The sequence below is a fragment of the Enterobacter sp. CPE_E890 genome, assembly GCF_046521475.1.
In the GTDB taxonomy this organism is placed as follows: Bacteria; Pseudomonadota; Gammaproteobacteria; order Enterobacterales; family Enterobacteriaceae; genus Enterobacter; species Enterobacter adelaidei.
This window is the reverse complement of the sequence record NZ_JBKFZW010000001.1, coordinates 3,258,116-3,279,318: the sequence shown is the minus strand read 5'-3', so window position 1 is coordinate 3,279,318 and position 21,203 is coordinate 3,258,116. Positions and strand designations below refer to the sequence as shown.

The following is a 21,203-nucleotide window of genomic DNA, read 5'->3' as shown; positions in this document are numbered from 1 at the left end:
GAAATACGAGTTTACTTGCAAGGCATTGCAGAAAGCGCAAGACTTTTTGAAACGTTTCAGCGCTATCTTGTTTAAGCAAACGGAGCAGGCTAGCGCATTTTTTCTCATTAAAGCTGAAACGATTCAATTTCAGCAGGAGTGGAGAACCATGTTCCAGTTATCTGTTCAGGATATCCACCCGGGCGCACAGGCCGGGGATAAAGAAGAGGCCATTCGCCAGGTTGCCGCTGCCCTTGTGCAGGCAGGTAACGTCGCGGACGGTTATGTAAATGGCATGCTGGCGCGTGAGCAGCAGACCTCAACCTTCCTCGGCAATGGCATTGCTATTCCGCACGGCACAACCGACACCCGCGACCAGGTGTTGAAAACCGGGGTGAAGGTTTATCAGTTCCCACAGGGCGTGCTCTGGGGTGAAGGTCAGGTGGCGTATGTGGCCATCGGTATCGCGGCCAGCAGCGACGAACACTTAGGCCTGCTGCGTCAGCTGACCCACGTACTGAGCAATGATTCCGTTGCTGAACAGCTGAAGTCAGCAACGACTGCTGAAGAGCTGCGCGCCTTGCTGATGGGCGAAAAACAGAGTGAAGCGCTGAAACTGGATAATGAAACGCTGACGCTGGATGTAGCCGCCTCCGATCTGGTGACACTCCAGGCGCTGAATGCCGGTCGCCTGAAAGAAGCCGGTGCGGCAGATGCCACATTTGTGACACGCGTAATCAATGATAAGCCGTTGAATCTCGGTCAGGGTATCTGGCTGAACGACAGTGCTGAAGGCAACCTGCGTAGCGCTATCGCCGTGAGTCGTGCGGCAAATGCGTTTGACGTCGACGGCGAGCGTGCGGCCATGCTGCTGACCGTGGCGATGAACGATGAACAGCCGGTTTCCGTGCTGAAGCGCCTGGGCGATCTGCTGCTGAATAACAAAGCTGAAAAACTGCTGAACGCAGATGCGGCGACGGTGCTGGCTCTGCTGACCAGCGATGATGCGCTGACTGACGATGTTCTTAACGCTGAATTCGTGGTGCGTAACGAACACGGCCTGCATGCCCGTCCAGGTACCATGCTGGTAAATACCATTAAACAATTTGAAAGTGAGATCACCGTGGCCAACCTTGATGGCACAGGTAAACCGGCCAACGGCCGTAGTCTGATGAAAGTTGTCGCGCTGGGCGTGAAGAAAGGTCACCGTCTGCGTTTCACCGCACAGGGTGCGGATGCTGAACAGGCTCTGAAGGCGATTGGCGACGCCATCGCGGCAGGTCTGGGGGAGGGCGCATAATGAGCAGACGTGTTGCGACTATTACGCTGAACCCGGCTTATGACCTGGTGGGGTTTTGCCCGGAGATTGAGCGCGGCGAAGTAAACCTCGTGCGTACCACTGGCCTGCATGCTGCGGGTAAAGGGATTAACGTCGCGAAAGTGCTCAAGGACCTTGGTATTGATGTCACCGTGGGTGGATTCCTCGGTAAAGATAACCAGGATGGTTTCCAGCAGCTGTTCAGCGAGCTGGGCATTGCCAACCGTTTTCAGGTTGTTCAGGGCCGCACCCGTATCAACGTCAAGCTGACGGAGAAAGACGGCGAAGTGACCGATCTGAACTTCTCGGGTTTCGAAGTGACGCCGTCAGACTGGGAGCGTTTTGTTAACGATTCTCTGACCTGGCTTGGTCAGTTCGACATGGTGTGCGTCAGCGGTAGCCTGCCGTCCGGCGTCAGTCCGGAAGCATTTACCGACTGGATGACGCGCCTGCGCAGCCAGTGTCCATGCATTATTTTTGACAGTAGCCGTGATGCACTGGTCGCGGGACTGAAAGCGTCACCGTGGCTGGTGAAGCCTAATCGCCGCGAACTGGAGATCTGGGCCGGTCGTAAGCTGCCAGAATTAAAAGATGTGATTGATGCTGCCCATGCGCTGCGCGAGCAGGGTATCGCCCACGTAGTTATCTCTCTTGGTGCAGAAGGAGCGTTGTGGGTTAACGCTTCTGGCGAATGGATCGCCAAACCGCCGTCGGTCGATGTTGTCAGCACCGTCGGCGCAGGGGATTCCATGGTTGGCGGCCTGATTTATGGTCTGCTGATGCGTGAATCCAGTGAACATACTTTACGTCTTGCCACCGCCGTTGCTGCCCTGGCCGTAAGCCAGAGCAATGTCGGTATTACCGATCGTACCCAGTTAGCCGCGATGATGGCGCGCGTTGACTTAAAACCTTTTAACTAACAGCAGGAGAGGAATAATGAAAACGCTGCTGATCATTGACTCCGGTCTCGGACAGGCTCGCGCCTATATGGCGAAGACCTTGCTGGGAGCGGCGGCGAACAAAGCACATCTCGAGATGATTGATAACCCGGGCGATGCCGAACTGGTCATTGTTCTGGGCGATAAAATCCCGGCTGACAGTGCGCTGAATGGCAAAAATGTGTGGCTGGGCGATATTAATCGTGCGGTGGCACACCCGGAACTGTTCCTGAGCGAAGCGAAAGGTCACGCGTCTGTTTACAGCGCCCCTGTTGCTGCGGCACCGGTTGCGGCTTCTGGACCAAAACGCATTGTTGCGGTGACGGCCTGTCCTACAGGGGTAGCTCATACCTTTATGGCGGCTGAAGCCATTGAAACCGAAGCGAAAAAACGCGGCTGGTGGGTAAAAGTTGAAACGCGCGGCTCCGTGGGTGCCGGCAATGCCATCACCCCAGAAGAAGTGGCTGAGGCCGATCTGGTGATTGTGGCGGCAGACATCGAAGTGGATCTGGCGAAATTTGCCGGTAAGCCGATGTACCGCACTTCGACAGGTCTGGCACTGAAAAAGACCGCTCAGGAGTTTGATAAAGCGCTGGTTGAAGCGAAGCCGTATCAGGCAACGGGCACCAGTCAAAGTGCGACTGAAGGTAAGAAAGAGTCAGCAGGCGCCTATCGCCACCTGCTGACCGGTGTTTCTTACATGCTGCCGATGGTGGTTGCGGGTGGTCTGTGTATCGCGCTGTCATTCGCGTTTGGTATCACCGCATTTAAAGAGCAGGGGACGTTGGCAGCTGCATTAATGCAGATTGGTGGGGGTTCTGCGTTCGCGCTGATGGTGCCTGTGCTGGCGGGCTTTATCGCCTTCTCCATTGCTGACCGTCCGGGTCTGACGCCAGGTCTTATCGGCGGTATGTTGGCGGTGAGCACGGGCTCTGGTTTTATCGGCGGTATCATTGCCGGTTTCCTGGCCGGTTACGTCGCGAAGCTCATCAGCTCGAAGCTCAAGCTGCCACAGAGTATGGAAGCGCTGAAACCGATTCTGATCATCCCGCTGATTTCCAGCCTGGTGGTTGGTCTGGCAATGATTTACCTGATTGGTAAGCCGGTTGCGGGTATTCTGGCGGGTCTGACCCACTGGCTGCAAACCATGGGTACCGCCAATGCGGTTCTGCTGGGTGCAATCCTCGGTGGCATGATGTGTACCGACATGGGTGGCCCGGTGAACAAAGCGGCGTACGCCTTTGGTGTTGGCCTGTTGAGTACCCAGACCTACGCGCCAATGGCAGCCATCATGGCGGCAGGTATGGTGCCTCCTCTGGCTCTCGGTCTGGCGACGATTGTTGCCCGCCGTAAGTTTGACAAAGCGCAGCAGGAAGGCGGCAAAGCGGCACTGGTCCTGGGTCTGTGCTTCATCACCGAAGGGGCGATTCCGTTCGCGGCGCGCGACCCAATGCGTGTATTACCGTGCTGTATCGTGGGTGGTGCCGTGACAGGTGCAATCTCGATGGCGATTGGCGCAAAACTGATGGCTCCACACGGTGGTCTGTTTGTTCTGCTGATCCCAGGCGCTATCACCCCGGTTCTGGGGTACCTGATGGCGATTGTTGCCGGTACGCTGGTGGCGGGTTTGTCTTACGCCGTGCTGAAACGTCCGGAAGCGGAAGTGGTCGCGAAAGCAGCCTAAGTAGTAAACAACAAAAAAGCCGGGTGCAAATGCAACCCGGCTTTTTTTATGCCATTTGTTCAGCGGTCTGCTGCGCCTTCAACCAGGCAATCTCTTCTGCCCAGATATCGGGGTTGATGGTTTCAAGCACCATCGGAATGCCGTCGAAGCGGGCGTCCTGCATGATAAAGCGAAACGCATCATGACCAATATTGCCTTCGCCAAGGCTGTGGTGGCGGTCAACGCGGCTGCCAAAAGCGCTTTTCGCATCGTTTAAGTGCATTCCGCGCAGGTACTTAAAGCCAACTATGCGCTCGAACTCATCAAACGTGTTTTTCGTTGCCTCGGTTGTGCGCAGATCGTAGCCGGCCGCAAAGGCATGGCAGGTATCAATACACACGCCGACACGGTTTTTGTCCTCAACGCCGTCGATAATCGCCGCCAGATGTTCGAACTTAAAGCCGAGGTTGCTACCCTGACCGGCAGTGTTCTCAATCACCGCAGTGACACCTTTGGTTTTATCCAGCGTGATGTTAATGGATTCGGCAATGCGCGCCAGACAGGCATCTTCATCAATTTGCATCAGATGACTCCCTGGATGGAAGTTCAGCAGCGTCAGTCCAAGCTGTTCGCAGCGCTGGACTTCATCAAGAAACGCCTCGCGGGATTTTTCCAGTGCCTCTTCAACCGGATGGCCGAGGTTGATCAGGTAGCTGTCGTGGGGAAGGATTTGGCCCGGCCCGTAATGATACTTCTCGCAGGCGGCTTTAAAATCATCAATCACGTCTGCAGTGAGCGGTGCAGCGCGCCACTGGCGCTGATTTTTGGTGAACAGGGCGAAAGCGGTCGCCTCGATTTCGGCAGCGCGAATGGCGGCATTCGCAAGGCCACCGGCAGCGCTAACGTGCGCTCCAACATATTTCATAAAGGGACTCCTGTTAACCCGAAATGCTTATGATAGCGGGTTAACAGGAGAAGGATGTAGTGGTTTATGCCATCAGGCTATGGACCACAAGGTTAATCGCACCCCCGCCGACTATCAGCCAGACAAAGAGTACCAGCGCCATCAGCAGCGGTTTTGCACCAGCCTTTTTCAGCGCGCTGACATGCGTCGTCACACCCAACGCCGCCATCGCCATCGCCAACAGAACGGTATCCAGCGTCACCAGCATATCCACTACCGCTTTGGGCAGGAGGTGGAAGGAGTTAAAAATTGCCACCACGATGAACAGGATCGCAAACCACGGAATGGTGATTTTACTTTTCTGATTACTGCCCGCTGGAGCCAGCTGTTTTACCCGTGCTGCCAGGAAAATCAGGAAGGGCGCCAGCATCATCACGCGCAGCATTTTGGCAATTACCGCCGCGTTTTCTGCATCCGGGCTAATGGCGTGACCCGCTGCCACCACCTGCGCGACTTCATGCACGGTCGAGCCGATATAGATGCCATAGGTTTCCGGGCTAAACCAGTGGGCTACCAGTGGATACATAGCCGGATAGAGGAAAATCGCCAGCGTACCGAAAATCACCACCGTCGCCACTGCAACTGTCACTTTACTGGATTCAGCTTTAGCGACAGGCTCTGTTGCCAGCACCGCTGCTGCACCACAAATACTGCTCCCTGCACCGATTAACCAGCTGGTTTGCTTATCCAGACCAAAGACTTTCTGACCAATAAAACAGGCCAGTAAAAAGGTGCTGGTCAGGGTCAGGACATCGATAGCAATCCCGCTGACGCCGACATCGGCGATCTGCGAAAAGGTAAGACGAAAACCGTAAAGAATAATCCCGAGGCGCAGCAGGTGCTGTTTGGCAAAAATCACGCCGCCATCGCAGGATTTCCAGATGCGTGGGTAAACGGTATTTCCCACGACCATGCCGAGCAATATCGCCAGTGTTAAGGCGCTAAAACCTGCTCCAGCGATGGCTGGAATACTGCCGCCCCATAACGCAATGCCGGTTACCACTGCGCTGAGCGCAAGACCCGGCACGAAGTGCCACAATGTACGATGATGCTGTAAGGTGAGTTCTGACATAACCTTCTCCTTTGTCTGGCTAAAGACTACGTCGCTCTGGTTTAAAAATAAAATTGATTATATACTTATAATTAATCTATATAAGTGGTAAGCAACCATGCACATTACATTGCGTCAGCTGGAAGTTTTCGCCGAAGTGCTGAAGAGTGGGTCGACGACGCAGGCCTCGCAGATGCTGGCTCTCTCTCAATCTGCGGTCAGCGCGGCGTTGACCGATCTCGAAGGACAGCTAGGCGTTCAGCTTTTCGACAGGGTAGGGAAACGCTTAGTCGTCAACGAACATGGTCGTCTGCTCTACCCACGTGCTTTGGCATTGCTTGAACAGGCTACCGAAATCGAACAGCTGTTCCGTGAAGACAACGGTGCGATCCGCGTGTTTGCCAGTAGTACTATTGGGAACTACATCCTTCCGGAAGTGATTGCCCGCTACCGCCGGGATTTTCCGACCCTGCCGCTGGAGATGAGCGTTGGCAATAGCCAGGATGTCATCAACGCAGTGATCGATTTTCGTGTGGATATCGGTCTTATCGAAGGACCCTGCCACAACGTCGATATCATTGCTGAACCCTGGCTGGAAGATGAACTGGTGGTGTTCGCTTCTCCGGCCTCGCCTTTGCTACAGGGCGAAGTCACGCTGGAAAGACTGGCACAGGCGCAGTGGATACTGCGTGAACAGGGCTCTGGCACGCGTGAAATTGTCGATTATCTGCTGCTTTCCCATCTGCCGCATTTCCAGTTAGGGATGGAGCTGGGGAACTCCGAGGCGATTAAACATGCAGTACGTCATGGTTTAGGTATTAGCTGCCTTTCCCGGCGGGTCATTGCCGAGCAGCTTGAGACGGGCTCGCTGGTCGAAGTCCCCGTTCCACTGCCGAAACTGGTGCGTACACTCTGGTGTATCCATCATCGGCAGAAGCATCTTTCCAGCTCTTTGCAGCGTTTTCTGCGCTACTGCGAGATGTAATCGTCCCCTCACCCCAATGGAGATAGGGGAAAGACCCGATTTCTGCTTTGCTTATAATCCTGGCCGAGTCATGAAGCTCTCTTATAACTGCCTATTTCTGCCGGAAGGAACGCGGATCGTCTGCTACAATCGCGCCTCATTTATTAAATGGACAGCATTTTCACATGGTTTCAGAAATTAAAACCACAGAAGCGCCCACGCTACGTCGTGAACTGAAGGCGCGTCACCTGACGATGATCGCTATCGGCGGTTCCATCGGTACAGGTCTTTTCGTTGCGTCTGGCGCAACAATTTCGGCAGCAGGCCCGGGTGGGGCACTTTTCTCTTATATCCTGATTGGCCTGATGGTTTACTTCCTGATGACCAGTCTGGGCGAACTGGCCGCGTACATGCCGGTATCCGGTTCGTTTTCGACCTATGGTCAACAATACGTTGAAGAAGGCTTTGGCTTCGCGCTGGGCTGGAACTATTGGTACAACTGGGCCGTTACGATTGCCGTTGACCTGGTTGCTGCACAGCTGGTGATGAACTGGTGGTTCCCGGATACGCCGGGCTGGATCTGGAGTGCTCTGTTCCTGGCCGTCATCTTCCTGCTGAACTACATCTCTGTTCGTGGTTTTGGCGAAGCGGAATACTGGTTCTCTTTGATCAAAGTGGCAACCGTCATCATCTTTATCGTCGTCGGTGTGGCGATGATCGTTGGTATTTTCAAAGGCGCAGAACCGGCCGGGTGGAGTAACTGGACGATAGGCGATGCACCGTTTGCCGGTGGGTTCTCGGCCATGATCGGCGTGGCAATGATCGTCGGCTTCTCCTTCCAGGGTACTGAGTTGATTGGTATCGCTGCGGGTGAATCAGAGAACCCGGAGAAAAATATTCCGCGTGCAGTCCGTCAGGTTTTCTGGCGTATCCTGCTGTTCTATGTGTTCGCTATCCTGATTATCAGCCTGATCATTCCGTATACCGATCCGAGCCTGCTACGTAATGATGTGAAAGACATCAGCGTCAGCCCGTTCACGCTGGTCTTCCAGCATGCCGGTCTGCTTTCCGCCGCTGCAGTGATGAATGCCGTGATCCTGACTGCGGTCCTGTCGGCGGGTAACTCCGGTATGTACGCGTCCACTCGTATGCTCTATACCCTGGCATGCGACGGTAAAGCCCCGCGTATTTTCTCAAAATTGTCCCGTGGCGGTGTTCCGCGTAACGCCCTGTATGCCACAACGGTGATTGCCGGTCTGTGCTTCCTGACCTCTATGTTTGGCAACCAGACGGTATATCTGTGGCTGCTTAACACCTCCGGGATGACGGGCTTTATCGCCTGGCTTGGGATTGCCATTAGCCACTACCGTTTCCGCCGTGGTTACGTCAAGCAGGGGCACGATATTAACGACCTGCCGTATCGCTCAGGGTTCTTCCCGCTGGGTCCCATTTTCGCCTTCATTCTGTGCCTGATTATTACCCTGGGACAGAACTATGAAGCGTTCCTGGCGGACACCATTGACTGGGGCGCCGTTACGGCAACCTACATTGGTATTCCGCTGTTCCTGGTAATCTGGTTTGGCTACAAACTGACGAAAGGAACACACTTCGTTCGCTACAGTGAAATGGAATTCCCGGAACGATTTAAAAAATAACCGCAGCTCCTCTCTTTCAGCCCGCTCATTCGAGCGGGCTTTTTTATTCCCGCACGTGTTGAAACAAAGATATATTTCTTAACAATTTAATTGATAATAATTATCGTTTGCTTTATCGTTATCAAAAATAAGCGTGTCACCGATCCACCGCAGATGTGGGCGGCATGGAAGACGCTGTGAGCAATGATGATTTGATTTAGTTGTATTTACCTCATGGAGATATGGAATGTTTAGGTTGAATCCCTTCGTCAGGGGAGGACTTTGTGCGTCCGCAATGTCCCTGGCCCTGCCTGGTATCGCAGCGGAATCCGGCGACACAATGGTTGTCACAGCCTCCGCGACCGAGCAAAACCTGAAAGACGCACCGGCAAGCATCAGCGTGATTACCCAGGAAGATTTGCAGCGCAAACCCGTTCAGAATCTGAAAGATGTATTACGGGATGTGCCGGGCGTTCAGCTCACGAGCGAAGGGGACAACCGTAAAGGGGTAAGTATTCGCGGACTGGACAGCAGCTACACGTTAATCCTGATCGACGGCAAGCGCGTCAACTCCCGCAACGCCGTATTCCGCCATAATGATTTCGATCTCAACTGGGTGCCGGTTGACGCCATCGAACGCATCGAGGTGGTGCGCGGACCGATGTCTGCTCTTTATGGCTCCGATGCGCTGGGCGGCGTGGTGAACATTATCACCAAAAAAATCGGGCAGAAATGGACGGGCACTCTGAGCGCCGATTCAACGATTCAGGAACATCGCGATCGTGGAGACACGTATAACGGCCAGTTCTATACCAGTGGTCCGCTGGTGGATGGCCTGCTGGGCCTGAAAGCCTACGGTAGCCTCGCGAAGCGTGAGAAAGACGGTCAGCAGAAATCCTCTACCACGGCGAGCGGTGAAACACCGCGCATTGAGGGCTTTACCAGCCGCGATGCCAATGTGGAGTTCGCCTGGACACCGTCTGAAAATCACGATTTTACGGCGGGCTACGGTTTCGACCGTCAGGATCGTGACTCAGATTCCCTCGACAAAAACCGCCTTGAGCGTCAGAACTACTCCCTGAGCCACAATGGTCGTTGGGGGGTCGGCAGCAGCGAGCTGAAGGTTTACGGCGAGAAGGTGGATAACAAAAACCCGGGCAACAGCAATCCGATCACCTCCGAGAGCAACGCGGTGGACGGGAAATATGTGCTGCCTCTGGGCGAAATTAACCAGCTACTGACCTTCGGTGGCGAGTGGCGTCACGATAAGCTGAAAGATCCGGTCAACCTGACGGGGGGCTCCAGCAGCAGTACGTCAGCAAGCCAGTATGCCCTGTTCCTTGAAGATGAGTGGCGTCTCTTTGAACCCCTGGCGCTGACCACCGGCATCCGTATGGACGACCATGACACCTACGGTGACCACTGGAGCCCGCGTGCGTACCTGGTCTACAACGCGACCGATACCGTAACGGTGAAAGGGGGCTGGGCAACAGCGTTTAAAGCGCCGTCGCTGCTGCAGCTCAGCCCGGACTGGGTCACCGGCTCGTGCCGCGGTGCCTGTGAGATTGTCGGTAATCCGGATCTGAAACCGGAAACCAGCGAGAGCTTCGAATTTGGTCTGTACTACAGTGGGGAAGAGGGCTGGTTAGAGGGTGTGCAGGCCAGCGTCACCACCTTCCAGAATAATGTGGATGACCGCATCAGCATCAGCCGTACCGCCAATGTAAAACAGGCGCAGAGTTACCCTAACTACGTTGGTCTGAATGCGGACGGTGAGCCTATTTTCCGTTATTACAACGTCAACAAGGCGCGCATCCGTGGGGTGGAGACCGAGCTGAAGTTCCCGCTGGCGGAAGACTGGAAAGTGACGCTGAACTACACCTATAACGATGGTCGTGACATCAGCAATGGCGGTAACAAACCGCTGTCCGATCTGCCGTTCCACACTGCCAACGGAACCGTTGACTGGAAAGCGACCCAGGACTGGTCGTTCTATGTTCAGGGTAACTACACCGGTGAGAAACGCGCGCTGACCAGCAGTGCACCAACGCCGGGTGGCTATGTCATCTGGAATACAGGTGCGGCGTGGCAGGCCACGAAAAGCGTGAAGCTGCGCGCGGGTGTACAGAACTTGCTGGATAAAGACCTAAGCCGTGACGATTACAGCTACACGGAAGATGGCCGTCGCTACTTTGTCGGTGTGGATTATAAGTTCTGATCCAGCCAGGGTAAAAGCGAAACGGCAACGTAAGTTGCCGTTTTTAGTGTTTGTTCCCTCTCCCTGTGGGAGAGATACCGTCTTGCCGGTTATCCGGCAAGCGGTATTTCAGCATTAAATTCATGCCCGGATTTCACCACACCATAAGCCAGTTGCAGTAATTTCCTCATTCCGGCACATACTCGTTCTTTTCCTGTCTTTCCCCGGGCTGCAAGCCTGTCCATCAGGTTTTTCACCACCTCATTGCATCTTCCTGCCACAATCGCTGGCATATACAGTGCGCTGCGTAGCTCTGCATGGCCCACTTTCGACAGCCTGCTTTTTCCTTTCCACATCCCTGACTCACAACGACGCGGATTCAGACCGGCGTATGCCACCAGAGCTTTGCTGTCGCTGAACCGTCGCAGGTTACCTGCGAACGCCAGCAGGCTCACACTCAGCATGTCTCCTATTCCGGGGATACTCTTCAGTAGCTCCCGGTCCCGCTTCAGATCCGGGTTGTCATCGATGTGCCGGTTGATTTTCTTGTGCGTTTCTTCAATCAGTTCCTCCAGCATCGCAACGTGTTCATTCAGGGAAGGAACAATGACTTCATCCGCTGCTTCAAGACGATTTATCTCCATCTGACGCATCTCTTCCAGGTTACGCAGGTGGCGCACCAGAGCTGTCAGTTGCCGTTCGCTCAGCGGAGCAGGATGCCAGGGGGCGGGCTGATGCAGGGCGCAGTAGCGTGCTATCAGCGCCGCGTCGCTTTTGTCCGTTTTATTGCGGGTCAGTTCAGTGCTTGCGAACGCATGGATACGTGCCGGGTTTTCAAGGCTGACGCAGCAGCCATTATCGGCCAGCAGGGTGGCCAGTTCAGTGCTGTAGCAACCTGTTGCTTCCATGCAGACGTGGCAGTCGCCAAAACGTGCCAGCCAGTTCAGGAATTCACGGCATCCGGCAGACGTATTAGAGAATTTTTTGGTTTTGTACTTCTGATTTGGCAGCAGGACAGCAACATCAAATTTGAGTTTGGCAATATCAACGCCGACAGGGACAAGATTCATCATGGCACTCCGTAACCTTATGAATAATATCGCCGGACCATCCTTATATGTGGGTGCTCAGGGCACAGGATACCGTTCGGTCTTGAGGCGACAGGGAAACGGGTTACCGGGGCATAATCTCTCCCGCGGGCTCAGGGGCGCCAGGGCCGGGTGATGCTCACCGGTAACCTCCCGATGATCAATCGGGGATCTTCTCCGCCGGAGCAGAGAAGATCAATACATAAGGGCCAGGGTGAGGGTATCAGAGCGCACGCAGCCGCACTTACCCAAACAAGTGCTCCGCATGGAAGCGGAGATGATCCTCAATAAAGGATGCGATGAAGTAATAACTGTGGTCATATCCCGGCTGAATGCGTAGCGTCAGCGGCCAGTCCTTCTGGCGTGCGGCTTCTGCCAGTACCGCAGGCTGCAGCTGGCCGGCGAGGAACTGATCGGCATCACCCTGATCGATAAGCGTTGGAATAGCGTCTTCGGTCTTGCTGGCCAGCATCAGTGCGCAGCTATCCCACGCCAGCCATTTTTCCGCATCATCACCCAGATAATTTGCGAAGGCTTTCTGGCCCCACGGCACCTGAGTCGGGTTCACAATTGGTGCAAATGCCGACACACTGACGTATTTTTCCGGGTTTTTCAACGCCATTATCAGCGCCCCGTGTCCACCCATGGAATGCCCGCTGATGGCGCAACGGTTGCTTACGGCAAACTCAGCCTGAATCAGCGCGGGCAGCTCGTCACGAATGTAATCATACATGCGGTAATGGTTTGCCCAGGGTTGTTCAGTCGCGTTCAGATAGAATCCGGCACCTTTACCCAGGTCGTATCCTGCATCGTCAGCCACATCATCCCCACGCGGGCTGGTATCAGGCATCACCAGCGCAATACCGAGCTCAGCTGCAATGCGTTGTGCACCTGCTTTAGTGGTGAAGTTTTCGTCGTTGCAGGTCAGGCCTGAAAGCCAGAACAAAACCGGCGGATTTTCCGTCGGCGGCAGGAAAATGCTGAACGTCATGGCACAGTTCAGGACGCTGGAGTCGTGCCGCCAGCGCTGCTGTCGACCTTCAAAACAACGGTGCTCTTCGAGCAGTTCCATGCAAGGCTCCTTAATGAGAATGCGTATTCATAAAAACCATAATACAGCCTTTTCATTGACCTGTGAGTAACTTTCACTTTCGCCAGACGACAAGATGCTGCATCATAAATTTACTTTTTTTTAACAATTGGAGCGGTCATGGCGCTGCGTATTGCGCTCAGTGGGTTTGTCGTTCTGGTGGTGGCGATGGGGATAGGGCGTTTTGCTTTTACACCTCAGGTTCCATTGATGATTGCCGCCGGGCAGCTCACGCTAACCAGTGCGGGCCTGGTGGCGGCGATGAATTATCTGGGCTATCTGGTGGGTGCATGGGATGCAATGCGTGCGCATCGCTTCGTTGAAACACGCCTTTGGCTTGGTATCACCGGTGCGGTTGCGTTGACGCTGCTCTCCGCCGCGGCGGATAACGCCATCGTGCACGGACTGCTGCGCTTTGTGATTGGCTGCATGAGCGGCTGGTCTATGGTGCTGATTGCGGCGTGGACAAATGAACGTCTGGGGCAGTTGGGCAAACCGGGCCTGAGTGCTGCCGTGTTTGCCGGCCCAGGCGCGGGTATTGCCCTGAGCGGGCTGCTCGCTGTCTATATCCAGGCGAAATCCCTGTCGGCCGGGGCAGCATGGCAAATCTACGGCGTGCTGGCGCTGGTGCTGATTGCCCTGGTGGCGCGCTACCTGCCGCGATCCGGGCAGCTCCATCGACCCGGCACCGCGCCAGAGCCGCTGGTGCTGACGGCGGATTTAAAGCGCCTGGTCTGGAGCTATAGCCTGGCCGGATTTGGCTATATTCTTCCGGCAACCTTTTTATCGCAAATGGCGGCAGTGCGTTTTCCTGGCAGCCTGTTTGCCCAGTTTGTCTGGCCGATTTTTGGTATCGCTGCCGTGGTGGGCATTGCGCTTAGCATTCTTTTACGCCACACCTCAACGGCTAACCGCAGGCTGGCTATTGTGCTGTGGTTGCAAGGCGCTGGTGTGCTGGCGGCCTGGCTGCTGCCGGGGATTGGCGGGTTGCTGACGGGGGGATTGCTGGTCGGCGGCGGCTTTTTGTGTGCCGTGCAGCTCTCTCTTTTATACGGTCGCGAGCTGGCACCAAACCACACGCGTTATATGGCCGGCCTGCTCACCACCGGGTATGCCATTGGCCAGTTGATTGGTCCGATGACCTCGGCGTTATCGACCTGGCTTACCCATCGGCTTGAGCCTGCGCTGGGGCTGGCGGGTATCGCGTTGTTTGTTGGTGGTGCTCTGGTCTGGAACCGTCACGCTGAAAGGCAACAGCAATTGCAATAATTATCGTCGTGAATACTGGATTATGTGCGCGGCCTCACGCACAATGAGCGCATACTTTTGCCACAACGAGGGCAAAAGACGCCACACCTGCAGGAGAACAAAATGTCATCACTCAGTAAAGAAGCTGCCCTGGTCCACGAAGCCCTGGTTGCGCGCGGTCTTGAAACGCCGCTGCGTCCACCCGTTCAGGAATTGGACAATGAAACCCGCAAGCGTCTGATTGCCGGTCATATGACCGAGATCATGGAGCTGCTGAATCTCGATCTGAGCGACGACAGCCTGATGGAGACGCCGCACCGCATCGCAAAAATGTACGTCGACGAAATTTTCTCAGGTCTGGATTACGCCAACTTCCCGAAAATCACCGTCATCGAAAATAAAATGAAAGTGGATGAGATGGTAACGGTACGTGACATCACGCTGACCAGCACCTGTGAACACCACTTCGTGACTATCGACGGTAAAGCAACCGTGGCGTATATCCCGAAAGATACGGTGATTGGTCTGTCGAAGATTAACCGCATCGTGCAATTCTTTGCTCAGCGTCCACAGGTACAGGAGCGTCTGACGCAGCAGATCCTGACCGCGCTGCAAACGCTGCTGGGCACCAATAACGTAGCTGTCTCTATCGACGCGGTTCACTACTGCGTGAAAGCGCGCGGCGTGCGTGATGCCACCAGTGCGACCACCACCACGTCGCTGGGCGGTCTGTTTAAATCGAGCCAGAACACCCGCCAGGAGTTCCTGCGCGCAGTGCGTCACCACAACTAAGTCTTACAGGGCAGGGACCATGGAGCGAAACGTCACGCTCGATTTTGTTCGCGGCGTCGCCATTCTCGGTATCCTGCTGCTTAATATCAGCGCCTTCGGTCTGCCGAAGGCGGCTTATCTCAATCCAGCCTGGTATGGCGACATCACGCGCAGCGATGCCTGGACGTGGGCAATCCTCGATCTCTTTGCACAGGTTAAATTCCTCACCCTGTTTGCCCTGCTGTTTGGCGCTGGTCTGCAACTGCTTCTTAAACGCGGTACGCGCTGGATCCAGTCGCGCCTGACGCTGCTGGTTCTCCTCGGCTTTATCCACGGCCTGTTCTTCTGGGACGGCGATATTCTTCTTGCGTATGGGTTAGTCGGGCTCATTTGCTGGCGTCTGATTCGCGATGCGCACAGCGTAAAAAGCCTGTTTAACACCGGCGTGATGCTCTATGTCATGGGGCTTGGGGTACTTTTACTCCTGGGGATGATCTCTGGCGAAGCGACAAACCGTTCCTGGATCCCGGATGCCGCTAACCTCCAGTACGAGCAATACTGGAAGCTGAAAGGTGGCACGGAGGCGATAAGCAACCGCGCGGATATGTTGGGTGATAATCTGCTTGCGCTAGGGGCGCAATATGGCTGGCAACTGGCGGGTATGATGCTGATGGGCGCGTCACTGATGCGCACTGGCTGGCTGAAAGGCGAATTTAGCCTGCGCCACTATCGCCGCACGGGCACCGGGCTGGTCCTGCTTGGCGTGCTGATCAACCTCCCGGCGGTGATTGCGCAGTGGCACCTCCACTGGGATTACCGCTGGTGTGCGTTCCTCCTTCAGGTGCCGCGCGAACTGAGCGCACCGTTCCAGACCATCGGCTACGCGGCGCTGATCTATGGTTTCTGGCCAACGCTTTCCCGCCTGTGGATCGTCAGCGCTATTGCCTGCGTGGGCCGCATGGCGTTAAGCAATTACATTCTGCAGACCCTGATATGCACCACGCTTTTCTATCGATTTGGCCTGTTTATGAAATTCGACCGCCTGGCGCTGCTGGCGTTTGTTATTCCGGTCTGGGTGGCTAACGTGGCGTTTTCTGTTATCTGGCTACGTTATTTCCGCCAGGGACCGCTGGAGTGGATGTGGCGTCAGTTAACCGCACTTGCTTCAGGGGTATCATTAAGAAATACATCCAGATAACGATCTGGATCACAATCATTAACAAAACGGATGTAAGCGTTTTCATCTGTGTGAGCTTCTTCACGTAGTCCCCTTTCTCTCGCTGCCAGAATAGCCACCTTGCTAAACACAGGGGGTGTCTGTGAGTTGCTGCAATCCTTTGAAGGATGGTGAATATGATCACCATTCGTGACGTCGCCCGCCAGGCGGGTGTTTCTGTGGCTACCGTCTCACGCGTGCTGAATAACAGCGCGCTGGTCAGCCCTGAAACCCGTGAAACCGTAATGAAAGCCGTGACCCAGCTCGGGTATCGGCCAAATGCCAATGCCCAGGCGCTTGCGACGCAGGTCAGCGACACCATCGGCGTGGTGGTAATGGATGTTTCGGATGCCTTTTTCGGCGCACTGGTGAAAGCGGTCGATATGGTCGCCCAGCAGCATCAGAAATATGTCCTGATCGGCAATAGCTACCATGAGGCGGAAAAAGAACGTCATGCCATTGAAGTGTTGATCCGCCAGCGCTGTAACGCCTTGATTGTCCATTCAAAAGCCTTGAGCGATGAAGAGCTAACCGGATTGATGGAGCAGATCCCGGGTATGGTGCTGATCAACCGCATCGTCCCCGGCTATGCCCACCGCTGCGTCGGGCTGGATAACGTCAGCGGCGCCATGATGGCCACGAAAATGCTCATCAACAACGGACATCAGCGGGTCGGTTATCTGGCCTCCAGCCATCATATTGAAGATGACGATCTGCGGCGCGAGGGGTGGCAAAACGCCCTGAAAGAGCACGGCATTACGCCATCCGAGAGCTGGGTGGGAACCGGCACGCCGGACATGCAGGGCGGTGAAGCGGCGATGGTGGAGCTACTGGGCCGTAATTTGCAGCTGTCTGCGGTGTTTGCCTATAACGACAGCATGGCGGCAGGCGCCCTGACGGCGCTGAAAGATAACGGCATTGCGGTGCCACAGCATTTATCACTCATTGGTTTTGATGATATTCCAATTGCCCGTTACACCGACCCGCAGCTGACAACGGTGCGCTACCCCATTGCCTCTATGGCGAAACTGGCGACTGAGCTGGCGTTACAAGGGGCGGCAGGGCTGCTGGATCAAGGGGCAACCCACTGTTTTATGCCGACTTTAGTTCGCCGTCATTCTGTCGCCGCTCGGCAAATTGTGGTTCCGATCACTAACTGATTACATGAGCTGATGTAACCGTTTTCAATCTGTGAGTAAATTCACAGTATCTTAACAAGGCGCTGACTATGATGTCAGCGTTTTAGGGGCTGAAACGCTATGTAACGGTGATTATTCACTTTCACTATAGCCAATGTGCCGCAAACAACGAATAAAACGCATTTCTGGAGCGTTACCGAACACGGAAGATAGAAATTTTATAAGTGAACTTCGGCGGTCAGTAACGTTTTATTAACACCCGCCTGCCGATCGTTATTCACAAGAACTACCCTGCATAAAAAAAACCGGAGATACCATGAATAAGAAGGTGTTGACCCTGTCTGCTGTAATGGCAAGCATGCTTTTTGGTGCAGCAGCGCACGCTGCGGATACCCGTATTGGTGTGACCATCTATAAATACGACGACAACTTCATGTCTGTTGTGCGTAAAGCGATTGAGAAAGATGCTAAAGCAGCGCCAGATGTTCAGCTGCTGATGAATGACTCCCAGAACGACCAGTCCAAACAGAACGACCAGATCGACGTTCTGCTGGCTAAAGGCGTGAAAGCGCTGGCAATCAACCTGGTTGACCCGGCTGCAGCAGGCACAGTTATCGAAAAAGCGCGCGGCCAGAATGTGCCAATCGTCTTCTTCAACAAAGAACCTTCCCGTAAAGCGCTGGACAGCTATGACAAAGCGTATTACGTCGGTACTGACTCCAAAGAGTCCGGCATTATTCAGGGCGATCTGATCGCTAAACACTGGGCGGCGAACCCGAACTGGGACCTGAACAAAGACGGCCAGATCCAGTTCGTTCTGCTGAAAGGCGAACCAGGCCATCCGGATGCTGAAGCCCGTACCACTTACGTTATTAAAGAGCTGAACGATAAAGGCCTGAAAACCCAGCAGCTGGCGTTAGATACCGCAATGTGGGATACCGCTCAGGCGAAAGATAAGATGGACGCGTGGCTGTCTGGCCCGAATGCTAACAAAATCGAAGTGGTTATCGCCAACAACGATGCGATGGCAATGGGTGCAGTAGAAGCGCTGAAAGCACACAACAAATCTTCCATTCCTGTATTCGGTGTGGATGCGCTGCCAGAAGCACTGGCACTGGTTAAATCGGGTGCAATGGCCGGTACCGTTCTGAACGATGCCAACAACCAGGCGAAAGCAACCTTCGATCTGGCGAAAAACCTGGCCGACGGTAAAGGCGCTGCTGATGGCACCAACTGGAAAATTGAAAACAAAATCGTTCGCGTACCTTACGTGGGCGTAGATCAGTCCAACCTGGCTGAGTTTATCGGTAAATAAGTAATTAGTACTGTCTTCACTGGGCGCAACTTGTTGCGCCCTTTTATAACGCGATATGCGAGGCCAACAAGGTATAATTATGGTCAGCACAACTACTCAGTCGTCCGGTGAATACTTGTTGGAAATGAACGGTATCAACAAGTCATTTCCCGGTGTTAAGGCACTCGATAATGTTAATTTAAAAGTTCGTCCTCACTCTATTCATGCTTTGATGGGGGAGAACGGTGCAGGTAAATCAACATTATTAAAATGTCTTTTTGGGATCTATCAAAAAGATTCTGGCAGTATTCTTTTTCAGGGGAAAGAGATCGATTTCCATTCAGCAAAAGAAGCACTGGAAAACGGTATCTCGATGGTTCACCAGGAATTAAACCTGGTGCTGCAGCGTTCAGTGATGGATAACATGTGGTTGGGTCGTTATCCAACCAAAGGTGTCTTTGTCGATCAGGACAAAATGTACCGCGACACCAAAGCGATTTTCGATGAGCTGGATATTGATATTGATCCGCGTGCCCGCGTAGGGACATTATCTGTATCTCAAATGCAGATGATCGAAATTGCCAAAGCGTTCTCCTATGATGCAAAAATTGTCATCATGGACGAACCGACATCGTCATTAACGGAAAAAGAGGTTAACCACCTTTTTACCATTATTCGTAAACTTAAAGATCGCGGCTGCGGCATTGTGTATATCTCCCACAAAATGGAAGAGATCTTCCAGCTCTGTGATGAGATTACCATCCTGCGTGACGGTCAGTGGATTGCCACTCAGCCTCTCGAAGGGCTGGACATGGACAAGATCATCGCCATGATGGTCGGCCGCTCGCTGAACCAGCGCTTCCCGGACAAAGAAAACAAGCCGGGTGAAGTTATCCTTGAGGTGCGTAACCTGACTTCACTGCGTCAGCCATCCATTCGCGATGTCTCCTTCGACTTGCATAAAGGCGAAATTCTGGGGATCGCAGGGCTGGTCGGAGCCAAACGTACCGATATCGTGGAAACCCTGTTTGGTATCCGTGAGAAAGCGGAAGGCACCATTACGCTCCATGGTAAGAAAATCAATAACCACAACGCCAACGAAGCCATTAATAATGGTTTTGCGCTGGTGACGGAAGAACGTCGTTCTACCGGTATTTATGCTTATCTGGATATTAACTTTAACTCGTTAATTTCGAATATTCGTAATTATAAGAACAAAGTTGGTTTGCTGGATAATTCCCGCATGAAAAGCGATACCCAATGGGTAATTGACTCTATGCGTGTTAAGACACCTGGCCACCGCACACAAATTGGTTCGCTTTCGGGCGGCAACCAGCAGAAAGTGATTATCGGTCGTTGGTTATTAACTCAGCCAGAAATTCTGATGCTGGATGAACCGACCCGCGGTATTGACGTTGGTGCGAAATTCGAAATTTATCAACTGATTGCTGAACTGGCGAAAAAGAATAAAGGGATCATTATTATTTCTTCCGAAATGCCGGAATTGTTAGGGATCACAGACCGTATTCTGGTTATGAGCAATGGTCTCGTTGCCGGTATTGTTGACACCAAAACGACAACGCAAAACGAAATTTTGCGTTTAGCGTCTTTGCACCTTTAAGATCAGGGGCTCCTCATGAGTGCGTTAAATAAAAAAAGTTTTCTCACTTACCTGAAAGAAGGCGGTATTTACGTTGTTCTTTTAGTCCTGCTGGCTATCATCATTTTCCAGGACCCTACGTTCTTAAGTCTGCTGAACCTGAGTAACATTCTGACCCAGTCCTCCGTGCGTATTATCATCGCGTTAGGCGTGGCGGGGCTGATTGTGACCCAGGGTACTGACCTTTCCGCAGGGCGTCAGGTTGGCCTTGCGGCGGTTATTGCGGCCACCCTGTTGCAGTCGATGGAAAACGCCAACAAGGTGTTCCCGGAAATGGCAACCATGCCGATTTTCGTAGTGATCCTGATTGTCTGTGCTATTGGCGCGGTGATTGGTCTGATTAACGGCATCATTATCGCTTACCTGAACGTGACGCCATTCATCACCACGTTAGGTACGATGATCATCGTTTACGGTATCAACTCCCTGTACTACGACTTCGTCGGTGCGTCTCCAATTTCTGGTTTCGACAGCGGCTTCTCGACCTTTACGCAAGGGTTTATCGCGCTGGGCAGCTTCCGCCTGTCGTATATCACCTTCTATGCGCTGATTGCGGTGGCCTTCGTCTGGATCCTGTGGAACAAAACCCGTTTCGGTAAGAACATCTTCGCTATCGGTGGTAACCCGGAAGCGGCGAAAGTCTCCGGCGTAAACGTTGCTCTGAACCTGCTCATCATCTATGCCCTGTCTGGTGTGTTCTACGCCTTCGGCGGGATGCTGGAAGCGGGCCGTATCGGCTCTGCAACCAACAACCTCGGCTTCATGTATGAGCTGGATGCGATCGCAGCCTGTGTGGTGGGTGGCGTCTCCTTCAGCGGCGGCGTGGGTACTGTGCTCGGCGTGGTGACCGGTGTGATTATCTTCACCGTGATCAACTACGGTCTGACCTACATCGGTGTGAACCCGTACTGGCAGTACATCATCAAAGGCGCCATCATTATCTTCGCGGTTGCGCTGGATTCCCTGAAGTACGCACGTAAAAAATAATG

General features: G+C 53.8%; 17 protein-coding genes. 13 read left to right on the top strand and 4 right to left on the bottom strand.

Going from position 1 to position 21,203, the window contains the following annotated elements:
* The first annotated feature begins 148 nt into the window (after nucleotides 1-148).
* From fruB to fruA, 3 genes are read left to right on the top strand one after another with little or no spacing between them, the layout of a single operon-like run.
* Complete coding sequence (gene fruB, locus ACLHV9_RS16100; RefSeq protein WP_407220826.1) at nucleotides 149-1,279, top strand: fused PTS fructose transporter subunit IIA/HPr protein; 1,131 nt, start codon at nucleotides 149-151, stop codon at nucleotides 1,277-1,279.
* Nucleotides 1,279-2,217: a 1-phosphofructokinase gene (gene fruK, locus ACLHV9_RS16095; RefSeq protein WP_014170919.1), complete on the top strand. Its 939-nt coding sequence runs from the start codon at nucleotides 1,279-1,281 to the stop codon at nucleotides 2,215-2,217. Before fruB ends, fruK begins: the two co-directional genes overlap by 1 nt.
* 16 nt (nucleotides 2,218-2,233) lie before the next feature.
* On the top strand, nucleotides 2,234-3,919 hold the full coding sequence (gene fruA / locus ACLHV9_RS16090; RefSeq protein WP_028016300.1) for a PTS fructose transporter subunit IIBC: 1,686 nt from the start codon (nucleotides 2,234-2,236) through the stop codon (nucleotides 3,917-3,919).
* A 46-nt stretch (nucleotides 3,920-3,965) separates the two neighbouring features.
* On the opposite strand, the gene nfo is transcribed toward fruA, so the two are convergent.
* Nucleotides 3,966-4,823, bottom strand: a complete 858-nt coding sequence (gene nfo / locus ACLHV9_RS16085) for a deoxyribonuclease IV (protein ID WP_028016301.1) — start codon at nucleotides 4,821-4,823, stop codon at nucleotides 3,966-3,968.
* Between the two features lie 64 nt (nucleotides 4,824-4,887).
* Nucleotides 4,888-5,934 (bottom strand): YeiH family protein, encoded by a 1,047-nt coding sequence (locus ACLHV9_RS16080; protein WP_108090801.1) that lies wholly within the window; start codon nucleotides 5,932-5,934, stop codon nucleotides 4,888-4,890.
* Nucleotides 5,935-6,031: 97 nt separating this feature from the next.
* On the opposite strand from ACLHV9_RS16080, the gene yieE reads away from it, so the two are divergent.
* The 3 genes from yieE to cirA all read left to right on the top strand — a co-directional run bounded on the left by yieE (nucleotide 6,032) and on the right by cirA (nucleotide 10,729).
* Entirely contained in the window at nucleotides 6,032-6,898 is an 867-nt protein-coding gene (yieE, locus tag ACLHV9_RS16075; RefSeq protein WP_028016303.1) for a DNA-binding transcriptional regulator YeiE, read from the top strand.
* 164 nt (nucleotides 6,899-7,062) lie between these two features.
* The gene (locus tag ACLHV9_RS16070; protein WP_028016304.1) at nucleotides 7,063-8,532 is read left to right on the top strand and encodes an amino acid permease; all 1,470 of its coding nucleotides are present in this window, start codon (nucleotides 7,063-7,065) and stop codon (nucleotides 8,530-8,532) included.
* 226 nt (nucleotides 8,533-8,758) lie between these two features.
* Complete coding sequence (cirA, locus tag ACLHV9_RS16065; RefSeq protein WP_407220825.1) at nucleotides 8,759-10,729, top strand: catecholate siderophore receptor CirA; 1,971 nt, start codon at nucleotides 8,759-8,761, stop codon at nucleotides 10,727-10,729.
* A gap of 89 nt (nucleotides 10,730-10,818) precedes the next feature.
* Here the strand turns inward: cirA and ACLHV9_RS16060 are convergent, their stop codons facing one another.
* Together ACLHV9_RS16060 and fghA are read right to left on the bottom strand one after the other, a co-directional pair.
* Nucleotides 10,819-11,781 (bottom strand): IS110 family transposase, encoded by a 963-nt coding sequence (locus tag ACLHV9_RS16060; RefSeq protein WP_407220067.1) that lies wholly within the window; start codon nucleotides 11,779-11,781, stop codon nucleotides 10,819-10,821.
* Nucleotides 11,782-12,040: 259 nt separating this feature from the next.
* Nucleotides 12,041-12,868: an S-formylglutathione hydrolase gene (gene fghA, locus ACLHV9_RS16055; RefSeq protein WP_049008201.1), complete on the bottom strand. Its 828-nt coding sequence runs from the start codon at nucleotides 12,866-12,868 to the stop codon at nucleotides 12,041-12,043.
* A gap of 138 nt (nucleotides 12,869-13,006) precedes the next feature.
* Here fghA and ACLHV9_RS16050 point away from each other — a divergent pair, with 138 nt between their 5' ends.
* The 7 genes from ACLHV9_RS16050 to mglC all read left to right on the top strand — a co-directional run bounded on the left by ACLHV9_RS16050 (nucleotide 13,007) and on the right by mglC (nucleotide 21,201).
* Nucleotides 13,007-14,155 (top strand): YbfB/YjiJ family MFS transporter, encoded by a 1,149-nt coding sequence (locus ACLHV9_RS16050; protein WP_049008202.1) that lies wholly within the window; start codon nucleotides 13,007-13,009, stop codon nucleotides 14,153-14,155.
* Nucleotides 14,156-14,257: 102 nt separating this feature from the next.
* Nucleotides 14,258-14,926: a GTP cyclohydrolase I FolE gene (gene folE / locus ACLHV9_RS16045; RefSeq protein WP_028016308.1), complete on the top strand. Its 669-nt coding sequence runs from the start codon at nucleotides 14,258-14,260 to the stop codon at nucleotides 14,924-14,926.
* Between the two features lie 19 nt (nucleotides 14,927-14,945).
* Nucleotides 14,946-16,103 carry a DUF418 domain-containing protein YeiB gene (gene yeiB, locus ACLHV9_RS16040; protein ID WP_049008203.1) on the top strand — a complete coding sequence of 386 codons (1,158 nt, stop codon included), beginning with the start codon at nucleotides 14,946-14,948 and terminating at the stop codon, nucleotides 16,101-16,103.
* A gap of 155 nt (nucleotides 16,104-16,258) precedes the next feature.
* Nucleotides 16,259-17,281: an HTH-type transcriptional regulator GalS gene (gene galS / locus ACLHV9_RS16035; RefSeq protein WP_028016310.1), complete on the top strand. Its 1,023-nt coding sequence runs from the start codon at nucleotides 16,259-16,261 to the stop codon at nucleotides 17,279-17,281.
* A 295-nt stretch (nucleotides 17,282-17,576) separates the two neighbouring features.
* A complete protein-coding gene (gene mglB, locus ACLHV9_RS16030; protein WP_024908164.1) occupies nucleotides 17,577-18,575 on the top strand; it encodes a galactose/glucose ABC transporter substrate-binding protein MglB in 999 nt (332 codons plus the stop codon).
* Nucleotides 18,576-18,654: 79 nt separating this feature from the next.
* Nucleotides 18,655-20,175: a galactose/methyl galactoside ABC transporter ATP-binding protein MglA gene (gene mglA, locus ACLHV9_RS16025; RefSeq protein WP_028016311.1), complete on the top strand. Its 1,521-nt coding sequence runs from the start codon at nucleotides 18,655-18,657 to the stop codon at nucleotides 20,173-20,175.
* A gap of 15 nt (nucleotides 20,176-20,190) precedes the next feature.
* The gene (mglC, locus tag ACLHV9_RS16020) at nucleotides 20,191-21,201 is read left to right on the top strand and encodes a galactose/methyl galactoside ABC transporter permease MglC (RefSeq protein ID WP_008500921.1); all 1,011 of its coding nucleotides are present in this window, start codon (nucleotides 20,191-20,193) and stop codon (nucleotides 21,199-21,201) included.
* Nucleotides 21,202-21,203: the final 2 nt, after the last annotated feature.